Source organism: Bacillus sp. 01N42_2 (assembly GCF_056399565.1).
In genome coordinates this window covers 63,272-80,731 of the sequence record NZ_JBFTRO010000009.1, presented here as the reverse complement: position 1 = coordinate 80,731, position 17,460 = coordinate 63,272, and the positions used below count along the sequence as shown (strand labels likewise).

Annotated in this window: 18 protein-coding genes and 1 riboswitch; of the genes, 1 reads left to right on the top strand and 17 read right to left on the bottom strand. The window is 49.3% G+C overall.

Annotated elements, in window-relative coordinates; all coding sequences use genetic code 11:
• Window positions 1–20 precede the first annotated feature (20 nt).
• The 3 genes from AC1DN5_RS17120 to AC1DN5_RS17110 are packed head-to-tail and all read right to left on the bottom strand — an operon-like array spanning window position 21 to window position 3,097.
• Entirely contained in the window at window positions 21–332 is a 312-nt protein-coding gene (locus AC1DN5_RS17120) for a YerC/YecD family TrpR-related protein (RefSeq protein ID WP_003155745.1), read from the bottom strand.
• 2 nt (window positions 333–334) lie between these two features.
• A complete protein-coding gene (locus AC1DN5_RS17115) occupies window positions 335–1,330 on the bottom strand; it encodes a DUF3048 domain-containing protein (RefSeq protein ID WP_016937007.1) in 996 nt (331 codons plus the stop codon).
• A gap of 24 nt (window positions 1,331–1,354) precedes the next feature.
• Window positions 1,355–3,097 carry an adenine deaminase gene (locus AC1DN5_RS17110; RefSeq protein WP_264819796.1) on the bottom strand — a complete coding sequence of 581 codons (1,743 nt, stop codon included), beginning with the start codon at window positions 3,095–3,097 and terminating at the stop codon, window positions 1,355–1,357.
• Window positions 3,098–3,219: 122 nt separating this feature from the next.
• On the opposite strand from AC1DN5_RS17110, the gene AC1DN5_RS17105 reads away from it, so the two are divergent.
• The gene (locus AC1DN5_RS17105; RefSeq protein ID WP_003155749.1) at window positions 3,220–3,450 is read left to right on the top strand and encodes a YgaP family membrane protein; all 231 of its coding nucleotides are present in this window, start codon (window positions 3,220–3,222) and stop codon (window positions 3,448–3,450) included.
• A 112-nt stretch (window positions 3,451–3,562) separates the two neighbouring features.
• Here the strand turns inward: AC1DN5_RS17105 and purD are convergent, their stop codons facing one another.
• From purD to AC1DN5_RS17035, 14 genes are all read right to left on the bottom strand, one after another.
• Complete coding sequence (purD, locus tag AC1DN5_RS17100; RefSeq protein ID WP_366970099.1) at window positions 3,563–4,831, bottom strand: phosphoribosylamine--glycine ligase; 1,269 nt, start codon at window positions 4,829–4,831, stop codon at window positions 3,563–3,565.
• Between the two features lie 15 nt (window positions 4,832–4,846).
• A complete protein-coding gene (gene purH / locus AC1DN5_RS17095) occupies window positions 4,847–6,385 on the bottom strand; it encodes a bifunctional phosphoribosylaminoimidazolecarboxamide formyltransferase/IMP cyclohydrolase (RefSeq protein WP_366970100.1) in 1,539 nt (512 codons plus the stop codon).
• Window positions 6,382–6,969, bottom strand: coding sequence for a phosphoribosylglycinamide formyltransferase (purN, locus tag AC1DN5_RS17090; protein ID WP_366970101.1), 588 nt, complete (start codon window positions 6,967–6,969; stop codon window positions 6,382–6,384). The genes purH and purN overlap by 4 nt, the downstream gene beginning before the upstream one ends.
• Window positions 6,966–8,006: a phosphoribosylformylglycinamidine cyclo-ligase gene (gene purM, locus AC1DN5_RS17085; protein ID WP_047476378.1), complete on the bottom strand. Its 1,041-nt coding sequence runs from the start codon at window positions 8,004–8,006 to the stop codon at window positions 6,966–6,968. Before purM ends, purN begins: the two co-directional genes overlap by 4 nt.
• A gap of 90 nt (window positions 8,007–8,096) precedes the next feature.
• A complete protein-coding gene (purF, locus tag AC1DN5_RS17080) occupies window positions 8,097–9,527 on the bottom strand; it encodes an amidophosphoribosyltransferase (protein ID WP_016937013.1) in 1,431 nt (476 codons plus the stop codon).
• Window positions 9,503–11,731, bottom strand: a complete 2,229-nt coding sequence (gene purL, locus AC1DN5_RS17075; protein WP_264819793.1) for a phosphoribosylformylglycinamidine synthase subunit PurL — start codon at window positions 11,729–11,731, stop codon at window positions 9,503–9,505. Before purL ends, purF begins: the two co-directional genes overlap by 25 nt.
• Window positions 11,715–12,398, bottom strand: coding sequence for a phosphoribosylformylglycinamidine synthase subunit PurQ (gene purQ, locus AC1DN5_RS17070; protein ID WP_016937015.1), 684 nt, complete (start codon window positions 12,396–12,398; stop codon window positions 11,715–11,717). The genes purL and purQ overlap by 17 nt, the downstream gene beginning before the upstream one ends.
• Window positions 12,395–12,649 (bottom strand): phosphoribosylformylglycinamidine synthase subunit PurS, encoded by a 255-nt coding sequence (gene purS / locus AC1DN5_RS17065; RefSeq protein ID WP_327816204.1) that lies wholly within the window; start codon window positions 12,647–12,649, stop codon window positions 12,395–12,397. The genes purQ and purS overlap by 4 nt, the downstream gene beginning before the upstream one ends.
• Window positions 12,649–13,368, bottom strand: coding sequence for a phosphoribosylaminoimidazolesuccinocarboxamide synthase (purC, locus tag AC1DN5_RS17060; protein WP_366970102.1), 720 nt, complete (start codon window positions 13,366–13,368; stop codon window positions 12,649–12,651). The genes purS and purC overlap by 1 nt, the downstream gene beginning before the upstream one ends.
• Window positions 13,369–13,443: 75 nt before the next feature.
• Window positions 13,444–14,736, bottom strand: coding sequence for an adenylosuccinate lyase (gene purB / locus AC1DN5_RS17055; protein WP_007408896.1), 1,293 nt, complete (start codon window positions 14,734–14,736; stop codon window positions 13,444–13,446).
• Window positions 14,736–15,917: a 5-(carboxyamino)imidazole ribonucleotide synthase gene (purK, locus tag AC1DN5_RS17050; RefSeq protein WP_269773905.1), complete on the bottom strand. Its 1,182-nt coding sequence runs from the start codon at window positions 15,915–15,917 to the stop codon at window positions 14,736–14,738. Before purK ends, purB begins: the two co-directional genes overlap by 1 nt.
• Window positions 15,871–16,359 carry a 5-(carboxyamino)imidazole ribonucleotide mutase gene (purE, locus tag AC1DN5_RS17045; RefSeq protein WP_003155768.1) on the bottom strand — a complete coding sequence of 163 codons (489 nt, stop codon included), beginning with the start codon at window positions 16,357–16,359 and terminating at the stop codon, window positions 15,871–15,873. Before purE ends, purK begins: the two co-directional genes overlap by 47 nt.
• Before the next feature lie 132 nt (window positions 16,360–16,491).
• Window positions 16,492–16,593: riboswitch (purine riboswitch) on the bottom strand.
• A gap of 78 nt (window positions 16,594–16,671) precedes the next feature.
• Window positions 16,672–16,869, bottom strand: coding sequence for an NETI motif-containing protein (locus AC1DN5_RS17040; RefSeq protein WP_003155772.1), 198 nt, complete (start codon window positions 16,867–16,869; stop codon window positions 16,672–16,674).
• The gene (locus AC1DN5_RS17035; RefSeq protein WP_016937019.1) at window positions 16,866–17,420 is read right to left on the bottom strand and encodes a DUF2179 domain-containing protein; all 555 of its coding nucleotides are present in this window, start codon (window positions 17,418–17,420) and stop codon (window positions 16,866–16,868) included. Before AC1DN5_RS17035 ends, AC1DN5_RS17040 begins: the two co-directional genes overlap by 4 nt.
• Window positions 17,421–17,460 lie beyond the last annotated feature (40 nt).

Here is a 17,460-nt window from a genome sequence, read left to right as displayed (position 1 = left end):
GTCACCGGCAGGTCGGTTTTTTACGTTGCTGAGGAAGATTCCCCTTTGTTTACACGGTCAAGCGCCATTTCATAGGCGTCATTTCCGTAATTTAAGCAGCGCTTCACTCGGGAAATCGTCGCTGTGGAAGCACCCGTTTCGCTTTCAATTTTGTGATACGTATTTCCTTCGCGGAGCATTCTTGCCACTTCCAAACGCTGCGCCAGCGATTGAATTTCATTAATCGTACAAAGATCGTCAAAGAAACGATAGCATTCCTCCAGATCTTTCAGCGATAAAATAGATAAAAATAACTGGTCCAGTTCTTTTCCGCGTAATTTATCGATTTGCATCGTCAAACACCTTCTCCTTTACTAATGGAAGCTGCATCGAGATCAGGAACGATATTAATCCATGTCTTTCCCGGCACAAACGGAAGAATCTCACCGCCTTTAACGGGCAGAATACGGCCGTCTTTGTATTCCCAGTCTGACTCAATAACATCGCCGTGCTGAAGCAGGAGGCCTTTCCCTCCTGATTGAATATCGATGGCCCGCCTTCCATCTTTGTCTGTCATGCGATGGCCGGCTTCAACAATAAAAATGTTGCGCATGGCTAAAGGCTTTCCGGTCTCCCGGTCTGTCGCTTTCACACCATCAGAGCTTCTTGTATAAGTATCAGCTTTTTTATCATAATCGTATTCGACAAGATTTGTAACGTTTTGTGTTCCATAATCTATCCGAATATTGTAGGTTTCGTTTCCGGGATTTGCATCTGATGTCTGAAATGGAAGCGGTTTTGTTTTTCCGTTCAGCTTGTATCCTTTTTGTTCCGCCGCCTTTCTGATATTGTCATAAGACGTGTAGGAATTGTGGGGCGGCTTGCTGAAATCGGCCCGCCAAAACAGGCTTCCGTCAAAATCCAAACCGTTTATATAATCGTAAGCACCGGACTCCAGCTGCTTTTTAGCGCCGGGACTCCAGCCATGATGGATAAATATGCTGTTAAACCCGCTGCTGAGGGTGACAAAGTATTCCCTCGCGCTCCGCACAGGCCCGACCGTTTCCGGCATCTCACTCTGAAAAATCGCGAGAAACCGCGTAATCCTGCCTTCCGCGAGCGCTTCAATGACAACATCCGCCTTTGACAGCCCGGATTGGGGCCTCGCCTTCGGATGATTGTTCACTATAACTGCAATCGGACGGCGTTCTGCAAGCTTCCGCTCAGTTTTTAACCCCGTTAAAGGAGCTTCCGCCTCTTTCGGCTTCACCTGATCGGCATCATTCTGCCGGCAGGCGGCAAGCAGCAAAAACGCAAAACAAAGCATACAAACGGTTTTCCATCTTTTCATATGTCGGCTCCCTGCTTTTATATTTTAACGCATTATCGATGGAAAGAGTACAGTTTTTTTCATCACGTCGAATATTCCTCTCGGCGTAATGCGAATATAAGGCAGATGTGTGCTCTGCAAAAAGAGCAGCGTATAGATCGGATCGCAGAATCGGTAGCCCCGCTCCTCAAGCAAAGTCCTCAGCTTTTGCTCTTTTTCAAGCACGTCTTCAAAACTCTCCGCAGATGCAGAACCGTTCAAGGCAAGGGGAATTTCATGAAGAATCTTCCCGTTTTCGGCAAGCACGATTCCGCCGCCGATTTCTTTCATCCGTGAGAAAGCAAGCAGGATATCTTCCTTATTTTTTCCCGCAGCGATAATATCTCCGGTTGTCGTGTAAGAACTGACAAAGCCCTGCACCCGCTCGGCAAAACCTTTCAGCATTGTATTGACCCGCCATTTTCCATGCTTATCGAGAAGCGTGAGGTAACTTTCATCATGATCAAAAGAAAGCTGGTCAACAGAATTATCAATCGCAATCATATACGGCTCCATAATGACCGCGTTGCGCATTTTCACACCCATCGGCATTGAAAACTGTAAATCATCCATCGTCATATCATATGAAAGCTCAAGAGGGACAAGACCGCCTCTTTTCCAATCCGTTTTTGTAAACGCCTTCATATTTCGGCCGTCTTCTTTCAGCAGGATGCCTTTGGAGATCACCGTGACCGGGTCCGGATTCATCGGGTCGTCGAGAATGTTCAATGAGGCAAGCCGGCCCGGACCGACCACACCGAGAAAGTCATCCATCTGATAATACTTCGCGATATTAAAAGACGCCATATTGTAGGCGTCAATCGCCGGAACCCCTTCCTCCAAAGCGATTTTGATCAATTCATTCGTCATGCCGCCTTTATAAAAATGCGGCGCCGCCCCATCCGTCGTGTAAAAGAAATGATCATAATGCCGGAAGCCTTTTTGATGGAGATCCTGCAATATCGTTCTCAAATCAGGGCGGATGGATGAATGTCTGAGTGAAACATAGTAGCCCAATTCAAGCCGTCTCATCACCTCGTCACCATTCATGGCCTCGTGGTCGGAATCAGCTCCGAATAATTTCATCTTCGTCAGTGTTTTCTCAGAAGCGCCGGGAAAATGCCCTTCAATCCGCTTGCGCAGTTTTTTCGTCGCCTGCATGCAATGAAGCATTAAGTCATCGCCATCCATCAGGCGCGGCCACCCGGTCAATTCTCCGCCTTGAATGACATCCGGGTGCTCAATCCATTGTTTACGGACATCATAAGAAAGCAGCTGATCCTCATTCAGCACTTCTGTCTGCAGGTCGTATCTGGACCACCAGAAATATTGCACCGGCTGTTTTTTCAGTTCCTCTAATATAGTAAGCGCTTTCTTTTTACCGCTGTTCAAAAGAAAAAACAAGTTATCATTAACAAACGTCGTTGTTCCGAATTGAGACACATATTCGGCGAGCGTTTGGGGATTATATATTTGAAAAGGATGTGTATGCGGTTCAATGTAACCTGGCACAATGTATTTTCCTTCACAATTTATGGTATGAATGTGCTCTGCTGCATCAGGAAGCTCATCACCAACATATACAATTCGGTCTCCGTAAATCCAGATATTCTTATTCAGCCATTGTTTTAAAAAAGGATTTAAAACGAGAGCGTTCCGTAAAAGCAGCGTTGGAAGCAGCTTTGAGTCTACAACATCCGCCTGTGATCTGATGTCTTTATTTTTCCAGTTAAAGGTACGTTCGGACATTCACATACTCTCCTTCGCTTATATTAGACCCATCGTATCACATCCGCACAATTATCGCACGGCTGAAACGTTACAAATTATTGAAGATGAATGAAAAAACTTTTTCTAAGGGAGCTGAAATGATGAAACCGAATATCAGTTTATTGAACGCCGTTATGCGCATCACTTGCGGCCTCACCATTTTGTCTGCTGCGTCAGCGAAATATACAAGGAAACCTTGGTGCAAGATGCATCTCTTCTGTATGATGATGGGCGCGATGAAAGCGGCGTCCGGCATCCTCCGCTTCTGTCCGGTGACATATATGTTCCAGGCCGGAATGAATCAGGATGACAGCCATCAGCAAGAAAAATAACAAGCCGCAACGGCTTGTTATTCCGAGAAGAATCATCTCTCACGGCAAATCGACAACCTTAGTCGTCCTTTCAGAAGAAAACCCGCGTCTTACATGACGCGGGTTTTCTTCTTTATCGCTGCGAAGCTTTCAGCGCACGGGCGCCGATGTCGCTTCTGTAAAACAGTCCGGGTTTTGTCAGCCCTGAAACGGCGCTGTACACTTTATCCCTCGCCGCTTCAAATGTTTCAGCAAATGCGGTGACATTGGCGACCCGGCCGCCGTTTGTGACAAATTGGCCGCCGGCTTTTTTCGTTCCGGCATGAAAAACGGCGATCCCGTCTTCAGCGGCCGTCAAACTGCCGATCGGTGTGCCTTTCGCATAGCTTTCAGGATAGCCCTCAGAAGCCAGCACAACGCTGACGGCGGCCGTATCCTTCCATCTTAGGTCAACATCTTTCTCATGCAGCAGATCCAAAAGCACCTGAATAAGGTCTGATTCCATTCTCGGCACGACGACCTGTGTTTCCGGATCTCCGAAGCGCGCGTTGAATTCAATGACTTTTGATCCGTTTTCCGTCAGAATCAGCCCCGCGTACAGCACGCCCGTGAAGGAGCGTCCCTCCTTCACCATTGCTTTTGCCGCCGGCTTCACAATCGTTTCGACGGCGCTTTTGACGATATCATCGGAAATGTGCGGCACCGGTGAATAGGCGCCCATTCCGCCCGTGTTCGGCCCTTTGTCTCCGTCGAAGGCGCGCTTATGATCTTGGGCGATCACCATCGGATAGACGGTCTCCCCCTTCACAAACGCCATTAAGGAAAATTCTTCGCCGGCGAGGAACTCTTCAATGACAACAGATGCGCTCGCCTCCCCGAATTTCTCATCCTCAAGAAAATCGTGCAGGCATTCGATCGCTTCTTCTTCCGTCATCGCGACCGTTACACCTTTTCCGGCCGCAAGCCCGTCGGCTTTAATGACAATCGGCGCGCCTTTTTGCCGCACATAAGCTTTCGCCTCTTCAAATGAAGTAAATGTCTCATACTCCGCCGTCGGAATGCCGTATTTTTTCATTAAATCCTTGGCAAACTGTTTGCTTCCCTCAATGATTGCCGCTTTTTCGGACGGTCCGAAAACAAGCAGTCCGGCTTTTTCAAACTCATCCGCTATCCCTTCGATCAGAGGAACTTCGGGGCCGATAATCGTCAGGCCGACATGATGTTCTTTCGCAAAGGCGATGAGTGCGGCATGATCGCTTTCTTCGATGCTGACCAGCGTCGCGCAATCCGCCATACCGTCATTTCCGGGCGCGGCGTACACCGTGTCAACAAGCGGGCTTTGCGCCGCTTTCCAAGCCAGTGTGTGCTCTCTGCCGCCTTTACCGATAATCAATACATTCACGCTTCGTTCCTCCCCTTAATGTTTGAAATGTCTGATGCCGGTGAATACCATGGCGATGCCGTATTCATCCGCTTTTTTAATTGACTCTTCGTCGCGGACCGATCCGCCCGGCTGGATAATTGCCGTGACGCCCGCTTTTGCGGCTTCTTCGACTGTATCCGGCATCGGGAAAAACGCGTCTGATCCGAGCGCGCTGCCTTTTGCTTTTTCTCCAGCCTGCTCAATGGCGATTTTGGCTGAACCGACGCGATTCATCTGTCCTGCGCCCACACCGACCGTCATATGGTCTTTTGCAAGAACGATTGCGTTGGATTTCACGTGTTTAACGACTTTCCAGGCGAGCTTCAGATCTTCCCACTCCTGCTCGTTCGGCTCTCTTTTTGTCGGAATGCTGATGTCGGCGTCATCAAATCCGTGCACGTCTAAATCTTGAATCAAAAGGCCGCCCTGTACGGAAGTCAGCTGTTTTTCTTTCTTTCCTGATGCGGTCACATCAAGCGTGAGCAGACGAAGATTTTTCTTCGCCGTCAGCACGTCCAGCGCTTCTTTGCTGAAAGAAGGGGCGATAATGATTTCTAAAAAGATGCCGTGAAGAGCTTCAGCCGTTGCCTGATCAACTTCACGGTTCAGCGCGATGATGCCGCCGAAGATGGACGTTTTATCAGCTTCATACGCTTTATTGAATGCTTCCTCAATTGAAGCTCCCGTACCGACTCCGCACGGGTTCATATGTTTAACGGCAACAGCCGCGGGTTCTGCAAACTCCCGGACGATTTGAACGGCCGCATCCGCGTCCTTAATATTATTGTAAGAAAGCTCTTTGCCGTGAAGCTGTTTTGCCGCCGCGATGGAACCGGAAACAGGCAGTGCGCTTTGATAGAAAACAGCCTCTTGGTGAGGGTTTTCGCCGTAGCGGAGCGATTGTTTTTTTTCAAATGTAACGGTGAATTGCTCAGGGTCTTTCTCACCGGCCTCGCGTGTTAAGTAATCAGCGATTAATGCGTCGTATGCCGCGGTGTGGCGGAATACTTTGGCCGCAAGCTCGCGTTTTCTTTTAAGCGAAACACCGCCGTGTTCTTTGATCTCATTGAGCACTGAGCTGTAATCGGCCGGATCTGTGATGACCGTCACATCCTGATGGTTTTTCGATGCGGCGCGCAGCATACCGGGGCCTCCGATATCAATGTTTTCTATCGCTTCATCATATGTTACGTCTTCTTTTGAAATCGTTTCTTTAAACGGATAAAGGTTGACGACCACAAGATCAATGGGGGCAATGCCGTGCTCATTGATCTGCGCCATATGCTCTTCATTGTCTCTTACGGCAAGCAGTCCGCCGTGAATATTAGGATGGAGCGTTTTTAACCGTCCGTCCATGATTTCAGGAAATCCGGTCACTTCCGAAATGCCGATGACATCCACACCGTTTTCCTGGAGAAGTTTTTTTGTTCCTCCGGTCGAAATGACTTCGACGCCGAGCTCTGTCAGTTCCTTTACGAAAGGTACGAGATTTGTTTTATCAGAAACACTGATTAGTGCGCGTTTGATTGTCATGCCTTTTCACCTCTGTTATTTAGTCCCAGCAGCTGTTTCACAACGCTCGGATACCATTTGTGCTCAAGCTCGTGTATCGTACGTTCTATATCTTCAAGCGTATCGTTTTCCTGTATCTCGAATGCTTTTTGCGCGATAATCGGTCCGGTGTCCATGCCTTCGTCGACGTAATGAACGGTAATGCCGGCCACTTTCACACCGGCCCGATACGCCTGTCCGACAGCGTCGATTCCCGGAAATGCCGGAAGAAGCGAAGGATGTATATTAACAATGCGGCCTCCGTAAGCTTCAAGGAGCGTATTTCCGATCAGTCTCATATAGCCGGCGAGAACGATTAGTTCCGCTCCGTGCAGACGAAGCTGTTCAAGAATGGCCTGTTCAAAGGCGGCCTTGTTTGCAAAAGCTGACGGCTCAAAGGCGAAGGACGGGATATGTAAAGCCTCCGCCCTTTCCGCAGCCTTTGCCTGGGGCTTATCCGTCACGAGAAGGGAGAGCTCCGCGTCCCACTTCTCTTCTCTCATACGTTTGGCAATGGCCTCAAAGTTCGATCCGTTTCCTGAAGCAAATACCGCAAATTTCTTCATGAAAGAGCCGCACCGCCGAAAGAAATGCCTTCGCCGCGTTTGACCCGTCCGATTAAATAAGCCTTTTCGCCTTGGGCTTCAAGCGTTTCGATAACGTCTGTCAGGTCCTCTTCTTTAACGGCAAGGACAAAACCGATGCCCATGTTAAAGACATTGAACATGTCTTCTTCTTTCAGCTTGCCGTGCTCCTGTAAAAACGGAAAAATCGGCGGGATCGGCCATGATCCGTGATCAATTTCCGCGCTCAATCCGTCCGGCAGCATCCGCGGGATGTTCTCGATGAATCCTCCGCCTGTCACATGCGCCATGCCGTCCACCTTACCGCTTTTCACTGCCTCAAGCACCGGTTTCACATATATTCTCGTCGGTTCCAGCAATTCTTCTCCGAGAGGCCGCGCAAACGGTTCATAGACAGTATCCAAATCAAGTCCGCCATCATCAAGAAGCACTTTTCTCACAAGGGAAAACCCGTTGCTGTGAAGGCCGCTTGAAGTAAGTCCGATTAAGAGATGCCCTTCTTCGATATGTTCTCCGGTGACGATTTCGTCTTTTTCCGCGACACCGACTGAAAATCCGGCAATATCGTATTCATCAGCTGTATACAGTCCCGGCATTTCCGCCGTCTCACCGCCGATAAGCGCTGATCCTGACTGCTCGCAGCCGTCTGCCACACCTTGAACGATCTGCTCAATTTTCACCGGATCGGCCTTGCCGACTGCCAAATAATCAAGGAAAAACAACGGCTCCGCTCCTTGGGCGAGCACATCGTTTACACACATCGCGACCGCATCGACGCCGATCGTGTCATGCTTATCCATTGAAAATGCGAGTTTCAGCTTGGTGCCGACACCGTCTGTTCCTGAAATTAAAACAGGCTTTTGATACGGGAGCTCTGACAGATCAAACATTCCGCCAAAACCGCCCAAGCTTCCCATAACGCCGAGCCTTTTCGTGCGCTCCACATGTTTTTTCATTCGTTTGACGGCTTCATATCCGGCTTCGATGTCGACTCCGGCATTTTTATAAGCATCAGACATCCCTATCACTCCTTGTTAATTCGTTTCTCCTTAAAGGCAGAAAGAGAAAGGCAGCCTGAACTTGCGCTGCCTTTATATCATTTTCAAACTTTATTTTGTCAGCACCGCTTCTTTTACGTGAGGAAGCACTGTATCCTGATAAATTTCCGTCGGATATTTGCCTGTAAAACAAGCGAGGCATTGTCCGCAATTGGTGTCTTCAAATTTTCGGCCGACTCCTTTTAACAATCCGTCTACACTTAAGAAAGACAGCGTGTCGGCACCGATGATCTGGCGGATTTCTTCCACGGAATGGGAGGAAGCGATCAGCTCCTCATGGGTTGATGTGTCAATGCCGTAGAAGCACGGATGGGCGATCGGCGGTGAACTGATCTTGACGTGCACCTCTGTCGCTCCCGCTTCTCTGAGCATTGTAACAATCCGGCGGCTTGTCGTTCCGCGCACGATAGAATCATCAACCATGACGACCCGTTTTCCTTCAACAACACCGCGTACGGCCGACAGCTTCATTCTCACACCTTGCTCACGGAGAGCCTGTGACGGCTGGATAAACGTTCTGCCGACATAACGGTTTTTAATGAGACCGAGTTCGTACGGAATGCCCGTTGCCTCGGCATAGCCGATGGCAGCAGAAATACTGGAATCAGGCACGCCTGTAACGACATCCGCTTCAACCGCGGACTCCTGAGCAAGCATTTTCCCGAGGTTTTTCCGGGCGCTGTGCACGTTAATGCCGTCGATATTGCTGTCAGGTCTTGAGAAATAAATGTACTCCATGCTGCAGATGGAACGATTGATATTCATGGAGAAACGCTCTGATTTCATGCCTTCATCATTGATGATCAGCATTTCGCCCGGCTCTACCTCGCGGAGGTATGTCGCGCCGACCACATCGAATGCGCATGTTTCTGATGCCACGACGTAAGCGTCGCCGAGCATGCCGAGCGAGAGCGGTCTGAGTCCGTTCGGATCAAGCGCTGCAATCATCTCTGTTTCTGTCATGATTAAAAAGGCGTAAGCGCCTTTCAGCATGGACAGCGAATTTTTGATCTGATCCTTCAGCGAAAAGTGGCCGCTGCGCTTAATCAGATGAGCCAGCACTTCCGTATCGGAGGAAGTCTGAAAGATGCTCCCTTGGTTTTCAAGCTGCTGCTTCAATTGTGTAGCGTTGACCAAGTTGCCGTTATGGGCGAGCGCGAGGCTGCCGTTGTTTTGCGAATGGAACAGGAGCGGCTGGACATTTTCATATCCGCCTCCGCCGGCCGTCGCATAGCGGACGTGGCCGATCGCGCCTTTTCCCTTCACTTTGCTCAGTTCGCCGTTTTGAAAAACCTCGGTAATAAGCCCCTGCCCTTTATGCGCCGTCAGTTTTTCGCCGTCGGTCGCCACGATGCCGGCGCCTTCCTGTCCTCTGTGCTGCAGACTGTGCAGGCCGTAATACGTAATCTGCGGAGCCTCTTCGTGACCCCAGATGCCAAACACACCGCATTCTTCATTCAGGCCTTTGATTTCAGCAAGCATGGAATAGCTCCTTTCCACGCGCGCTCAAGTTCTTTCGTTTGCGCGTGAACCAATTGTTGTCCTTCTTGGCTTCGGATCGTCAGCTGTCCGTCTCCTGTCACTTCACCGATATGAACGGCATCTGCCGCAGCCGCTTCAAACGCCGCCTTGTTTTCTTTCTTCACGGAAACGACAAAGCGGGATTGAGACTCAGAGAATAATAACGCCGCTTCCCCTTCTACAGTCACGTTCGCGCCAAGGTGTTCCGTCGTCATGACGATTTCTGCTATCGCCACGCCCAAGCCGCCTTCTGACACGTCATGCGCGGATTGGATCAGACCTTGTTTAATGGCGTTAAGAAGTGATGTTTGGCGGGCTTTTTCAACGTCAAGATCAATTTCAGGCGCTCGGCCATAGATTTTTCCTTCAGTCATTTTCTGAAGTTCACTGCCTGCATACTCAGGCTTCGTTTCACCGATGACGTAAATCAAGTCTCCGGCCGCTTTGACATGCTGTGTCGTAATATGAGCCGTATCTTCAATTAAGCCGACCATGCCGATAACAGGCGTCGGATAGATAGCCGTTCCGTTCGATTCATTATAAAGTGATACGTTACCGCCGATGACCGGAGTGCTGAGCACGTTGCACGCCTCGCTAATCCCGTCGGCCGCTTTTTCGATCTGCCAGAAGATTTCCGGTTTCTCCGGATTTCCGAAGTTAAGGTTGTCTGTGACCGCAAGCGGTTCGGCACCTGAGCAAATGATGTTGCGCGCCGCTTCGGCAACGGCGATTTTTCCGCCTTCTTCCGGATCAAGATATAAATAGCGGGCGTTGCAATCCGTCGTCATCGCCAGCGCTTTTTTTGTGCCGCGGATTCTGAGCACTCCCGCATCAGATCCCGGAGCGACCACCGTGTTTGTACGCACCATGTAGTCATATTGATCGTACACCCACTCTTTGCTGGCGATTGTCGGCTGCTGCAGCAGGGCAAAAAGCGTCTCTGTCGCATCTTTCACTTCAGGCGCGGGAACTTCCGTTTTCTGAAACTCGCGGTAGTACGCGGGTTCCGCTGACGGCTTGTGGTATACAGGTGCTTCTTCCGCCAACGCGTCGACCGGAAGTTCGCATACAACCTCTCCGTTATGGCGGAGGCGGAGCATTTTATCATCCGTGACATGACCCACGGAAACCGCTTCAAGATCATATTTATTAAAAATATCGACAATTTCCTGTTCACGTCCGCGTTCAATGACGAGAAGCATGCGTTCCTGAGACTCGGAAAGCATCATTTCGTAAGCGGTCATACCCGTTTCCCGCTGCGGAATGAGATCAAGGTTCATTTCAATGCCGGAGCCGGCTTTGCTTGCCATTTCCGCACTTGAACTTGTCAGGCCGGCCGCCCCCATATCTTGAATGCCGACTAACGCGTCGCACTGAATGACTTCAAGGCAGGCTTCCAAGAGAAGTTTTTCCATGAAAGGATCGCCGACCTGCACCGCGGATCGTTTTTCCTCAGACGAATCTGACATTTCTTCTGATGCGAAAGTAGCGCCATGAATGCCGTCGCGCCCCGTCTTAGCGCCGACGTACATGACCGTGTTGCCGACACCTTTCGCCTGGCCTTTTTTAATATCCTTATGATCGATTAAGCCGACGCACATTGCATTGACAAGCGGGTTGCCCTCATAGCTTGCGTCAAACTGCACTTCTCCGCCGACGGTCGGAATGCCGATACAGTTTCCGTATCCCGCGATTCCCGCCACTACTTCTTCAAACAAGTACTTCACTCGAGGTGAAGTGAGTTCACCAAATCGAAGAGAGTTTAATACAGCTATCGGACGGGCGCCCATTGAGAAAACGTCACGGATGATGCCGCCCACTCCCGTCGCAGCACCTTGGTATGGCTCAAGCGCTGACGGGTGGTTATGCGATTCAATTTTGAACACGACCGCCTGATTGTCACCGATGTCAACGATTCCCGCGCCTTCTCCGGGACCCTGCAGCACGCGTTCGCCGCTAGTCGGGAATTTGCGTAAAACCGGTTTTGAGTTTTTATAGCTGCAGTGCTCTGACCACATCACGGAAAAAATCCCGATTTCCGTATAGTTCGGCAATCTTCCGATAATCGATTCAATGAGTGCGAACTCGTCATCACTGACACCCATTTGCTGATAGAGTTTCTCTTCTTTTATTTGTTCTTTACTTGGTTCAAGCAGTAGCGACATGAGTTTCCCTCCAATTTTTCACAATAGACTGGAACAATGCAAGACCGTCTGCGCTGCCGAGCAGTTCATCGACCGCACGCTCCGGGTGAGGCATCATGCCTAATACGTTGCCTTTCTCATTCACGACGCCGGCAATGCCGCTTACGCTTCCGTTAATATCGCTGCCGTATGTGAAGGCGATTTGATTGTTTTCTTTTAATCTTTCAAGCGTTTCGTCATCACAGTAGAAATTGCCTTCGCCATGGGCAACCGGGATCGTAATCGATTGTCCCTCTTTATAAGAAGATGTGAACATTGTTTCGCCGTTCTGCACGATTAATTCAACCGGGCGGCAGATGAATTTTAAATCTTTGTTGCGTCTCATGGCGCCGGGCAGAAGTCCGAGCTCCTGCAAAATCTGGAATCCGTTGCAGACGCCGAGAACCGGTTTGCCTTCAGCAGCCGCTTTTTTCACCGCCGGCATGATGTTTGCGAATCTGGCGATGGCGCCGCATCTCAGGTAATCGCCGTAAGAGAAGCCGCCGGGGATGAGCACGCCGTCAAATCCGTCAAGGCTTGTTTCCTCGTGCCAGACATACTCGACTTCTTCGCCGAGTTCGTCCTTCACGGCGTGGAACATATCAATATCACAGTTGGAGCCGGGTAACACAATCACCGCAAATTTCACTGTGCGACAACCTCCTCAACTTCATATCGGTAGTCTTCAATGACTGTATTGGCTAGGAGCTTCTCACACATTTCTTTCACGAGCGCGTCAAGATCACGGTCAGATTTTTCGATCTTCAGCTCCATGTATTTTCCGATTCGCACATCCTGCACTTCATTGTAGGTCATGCTGTGCAATGCATGCTGCACCGCGCTTCCTTGAGGATCGAGCACACTTTCTTTTAAGCTGACATAAACTTTCACTTTATACATTATGAAATGCCTCCCAGTCTTTTGAAAATCTCTTCATATCCGTCGGTTAAGCTTCCCAGGTTCTGTCTGAACAAATCTTTATCAAGCTTTTCGTTCGTGTCTTTATCCCACAGACGGCACGTGTCAGGAGAGATTTCATCTGCTAAAAGCACCCGTCCCTCTGCGTCTAAGCCGAATTCCAGCTTAAAATCTATTAATCTGACACCGCAGTCTTCAAAAATATGCTGAAGTTCTGGATTCACTTGATTTGTAATTGATTTGATCGTTTCGACATGCTCAGGAACCGCCGCTTTTAAGAGCCAGATATGATCTTCGGTAATGAGCGGATCACCGAGTGCGTCGTCTTTATAGTAAAATTCGATAATCGGCTGCGGAAGCTCAGTTCCTTCAGGGATGCCGAGGCGTTTCGACATGCTTCCGGCGGCAAAGTTTCTGACCACGACTTCAATCGGAATGATGCTTACCTTTTTGATAAGCTGCTCTGATTCTGAAAGGCGCTCTACAAAGTGATTGTCAATTCCTTTAGCATGCAGATGTTTGAAAATCAGGCTTGAAATTTCATTGTTCAGACGGCCCTTTCCGCTGATCTCCGCTTTCTTCTCACCGTTAAAGGCTGTTGCGGAATCCTTGTAGACCACGCGGAGAATCTGTTCGTCTTCTGTTTGATAAATTCGTTTCGCTTTTCCTTCATAAAGAAGATTATTGTTCTTAATATTCACGGAAGGCCTCCTAACCCGAATCTTGGGAATATTCAATCTATGGCGGCTGAAGAAGCCGCCTCCGGCTGGCTTCTTCTATAAACCTAAACGCTCAAAGATCAAGTCGACGTTTTTCAGATGATAATTGTAGTCAAAGCAATCGGCAATCTGTTCCGGTGTAAGACGGGAGGTGATTTTTTCCTCCGCTTCGACAAGCTGGCGGAACGGCACTTGTTTTTCCCACGCTTCCATCGCTTTCGGCTGAACCGTGTCATATGCTTCTTCACGAGGCAGACCCGTGTCGATTAAAGCGAGCAGCACGCGCTGAGAATAGATTAAACCGAGTGTGCGATCCATGTTGCGTTTCATATTTTCCGGGAATACCGTTAAGTTTTTGACGATATTGCTGAAACGGTTCAGCATGTAATTCAGCGCGATTGTCGCGTCAGGAAGAATGATGCGTTCAGCCGATGAATGAGAAATATCACGCTCATGCCATAACGGAACATTTTCGTATGCCGTCAGCATGTACCCGCGGATCACACGCGCCATGCCCGTCATATTTTCCGACCCGATCGGATTCCGTTTATGCGGCATAGCCGATGAACCTTTTTGTCCTTTTGCAAAAAACTCTTCCACTTCACGTGTTTCACTCTTTTGCAGGCCGCGGATTTCCACAGCGAATTTCTCAATGCTCGTCGCGATCAAAGCCAGTGCCGCCATATAATCCGCATGACGGTCCCGCTGCAATGTCTGAGTGGAAATCGGCGCCGCTTTCAGGCCGAGTTTTTCACAGACATACTGCTCTACGAACGGATCAATATTTGCATACGTGCCGACCGCGCCGGAAAGCTTACCGACTTCGATTCCTTCTTTTGCCTGCTTGAAACGTTCAAGGTTGCGTTTCATTTCTTCGTGCCAAAGCGCGAGCTTCAGGCCGAATGTCGTCGGTTCCGCGTGTACGCCGTGCGTGCGCCCCATCATGACCGTGTATTTATGTTCTTTCGCTTTTTCTTTTATAATGTCAACAAATCTCTCAATGTCCTTGAGCAAAATCTCATTCGCCTGTTTTAATAGATAGGAAAGAGCGGTATCCACGACATCTGTTGACGTCAGGCCGTAGTGAACCCATTTTCTTTCTTCGCCTAATGATTCTGAAACCGCGCGGGTGAATGCCACGACGTCATGGCGCGTATCCTGCTCGATTTCCAAAATGCGGTTAATGTCGAAAGACGCGTTTTCGCGCATGACTTTAACATCTTCTTTCGGAATGACGCCAAGCTCAGCCCAGGCTTCACAGGCTAAAATCTCGACTTCCAGCCATGCCTGGTATCTGTTTTCGTCCGTCCAGATCGCGGACATTTCAGGTCTTGAATAACGTTCGATCATTATGCTCGTCCTCCGTCTCTTTTCATCCATATGTTCGTGATGTCCTGAATCCATTTTTCATCAGGCTCCCGCAAAAACGTTATATGCCCCATTTTGCGGCCTTTTTTAATTTCATGTTTTCCGTACAAATACAGTTTGGCTTCTCTTAAAAGCTCCGTATGCTCCTCCGCCAGCTTCACTTCATCACCGAGAAGATTCACCATCATTCCCGGTTTAAGCAGATCGGTTCGGCCGAGAGGAAGTCCGCAGACCGCTCTGATGTGCTGTTCGAACTGGCTCGTTTCACAAAGGTCGAGCGTATAATGCCCCGAATTGTGAGGACGCGGCGCCAGCTCATTGATCAAAAGGTCTCCGTCTTCTGTGACGAACATTTCCACCGCAAGCGGCCCGACAAGCTCCAATTTCTCCGCGAGCTGAACGGCAAGCGCCTCTGCCCGCTTTTGAACCGTTTCCTCCGCTCTCGCGGGCACGATGCTTTGGAACAGAATATTATTTTTGTGGATATTTTCAGCAGCCGGAAAGGTTGAAATCTCTCCGTGCACCGATCTTGTCACGATAACGGAAAGCTCCATCCGGAATGACACCCAGCTTTCCAGTATGCACGTGCCGTTTTCCAGCAGCGCGGCCGCTTCATCTGTCTGTCCTTCTTTCTTAATGACAAATTGGCCTTTGCCGTCATATCCGCCGCGGCATGTTTTCAGCACCGCCGGAAGCCCCAATGACTGAACGGCTTCCTCAAGCTCCCGTCTGCTGTTTACGATCCGATAAGGAGCGACCTGACATCCGGCTGACTGGATCGCCTTTTTTTCCGTTTCCCTGTTTTGGGTGATAAGCAGCAGCTCGCTTCCTTGAGGAAGGTATGCATGTTCTTTGAGCCAATTGAGCGCCTCGTAATCGATATTTTCAAATTCGTACGTAATGATGTCGCTGACTCCGGCCAATTTTTGAATCGCTTCACGGTCATTATACTGGGCGGTAATCTCAATATCGGCGATCTGTCCGCATGGCGAGTCTTTAACGGGATCGACGACTGCGACTTTATAGCCCATCTGTTTTGCGGCGACAGCCATCATTTTTCCGAGCTGTCCGCCTCCGATAATGCCGATGACGGCGCCGGGAAAAATCGTTTTTTTATCAGACAAGCTGATCACTGCTTTCCAGCACCGTTTGTTTTGTCGCATTTCTTCTCGCCTCTAGTTTATCCGCAATATCACCGTCAAATGCCGACAAAATTTGCGCGGCTAACAGACCCGCGTTCACCGCGCCCGCTTTCCCGATCGCCGTCGTCGCGACCGGCACGCCGCCGGGCATCTGTACGATAGACAGAAGAGAATCAAGCCCGTTAAGCGATTTCGTCTGAACCGGTACGCCGATCACCGGCAGCGTCGTTTTGGCCGCCGTCATTCCCGGCAGATGCGCCGCTCCCCCGGCTCCGGCAATAATGACTTTTAAGCCTCTGTCTCTTGCGCTTTCTGCATATTCAAACATCAAATCAGGCGTCCGATGCGCGGATACCACCTGTTTTTCATAAGGAATGTGAAGTTCGTCAAGTATGTCGCATGCATGTTTCATTGTCTCCCAATCGGAGGTGCTTCCCATGATGATTCCTGCTAGCGGCTGCATTCTGTTCCCACCTTCTCATGCTTTGTTTTTCAGAAAAAAAAGCCCGGCTTATATTGCAACTATGAGGAAGCAATACAAACCGGGCATGGCGCGCGTATCGTCAGTCGTTCGCTTCTGCGATATCCATGTCAGCTGTTTATCACTTTCCTGCATAGTCCGGCCGTTTACGGCAGCCGGGTAGAAACTTATGGGCCATATTCCCAAGATTATATGAGGTCGTGTTTTGATTTCATGTTTATCTTAACAACGGACTTGGATAATGTCAACGACATTATCGAACGATATAAAAATTCTTTCTTTTAATGTTCGTGTTTAGATCAATTTCCCTTCAAATACGATTTTTTTCCCGCAAGGAACAACTTGAATTGACCCATTTTCTTTCTTTTCTGTAAAGATCGGCTCTTCCATCCGCCGGACGGGCATATAGCCCTCTTCCTTCATTAAAGTGAGAATGGTGTCGATCGTTTCATGTTCCGTTACTTCAAACCGTTTCTTTTTTGGCTTTGTCATTCCTTAATTCTCCTCTTCTTCACTGCTTTCACCCAGAATCCGCCGTGGATCGCTTTCGGCTCAAAAGCGATGATAAACGCTTTTTCATCGAGCGTTTTAATCGTATCATACAGCTGAAGCTCATATTTGCGCGGCGTCAGAATCTGCATGGCGGTCCGGTCCCCTTCAAGGCCGCCCGCGACCCAGCTTGTGACTCCGTATCCTTTTTCCCGAAGCTGTTTCGGCAGGTCCAGATCAAGCTCTTTCGTAATGACGTTGACTGTTATGTAGCCGAGCGCCAGTTTTTCTTCAATTTTCATTCCCACTATGACGCCGAGGCCGTAGCCGAGCGCGTAGGCAATGACGTTTTGAATCTGATTCAGATTGCCGAGCACGAGACTCAAGCCGGTCACATACACAAGGATTTCAACCGTACTGATGCCTGCTGCGAAATAGCGCTGCCCCTTTAATGTAAGGATCATCCTGATCGTAAAGAAAGAGACATATATAATATTAATGATGAGAATAATGAGAACCATACCTATACTGTTGGATAAAATCGTCTGCATCATTGATTCCCCCTCCTCTGATAATTTGAAAAGCCAATCTTTC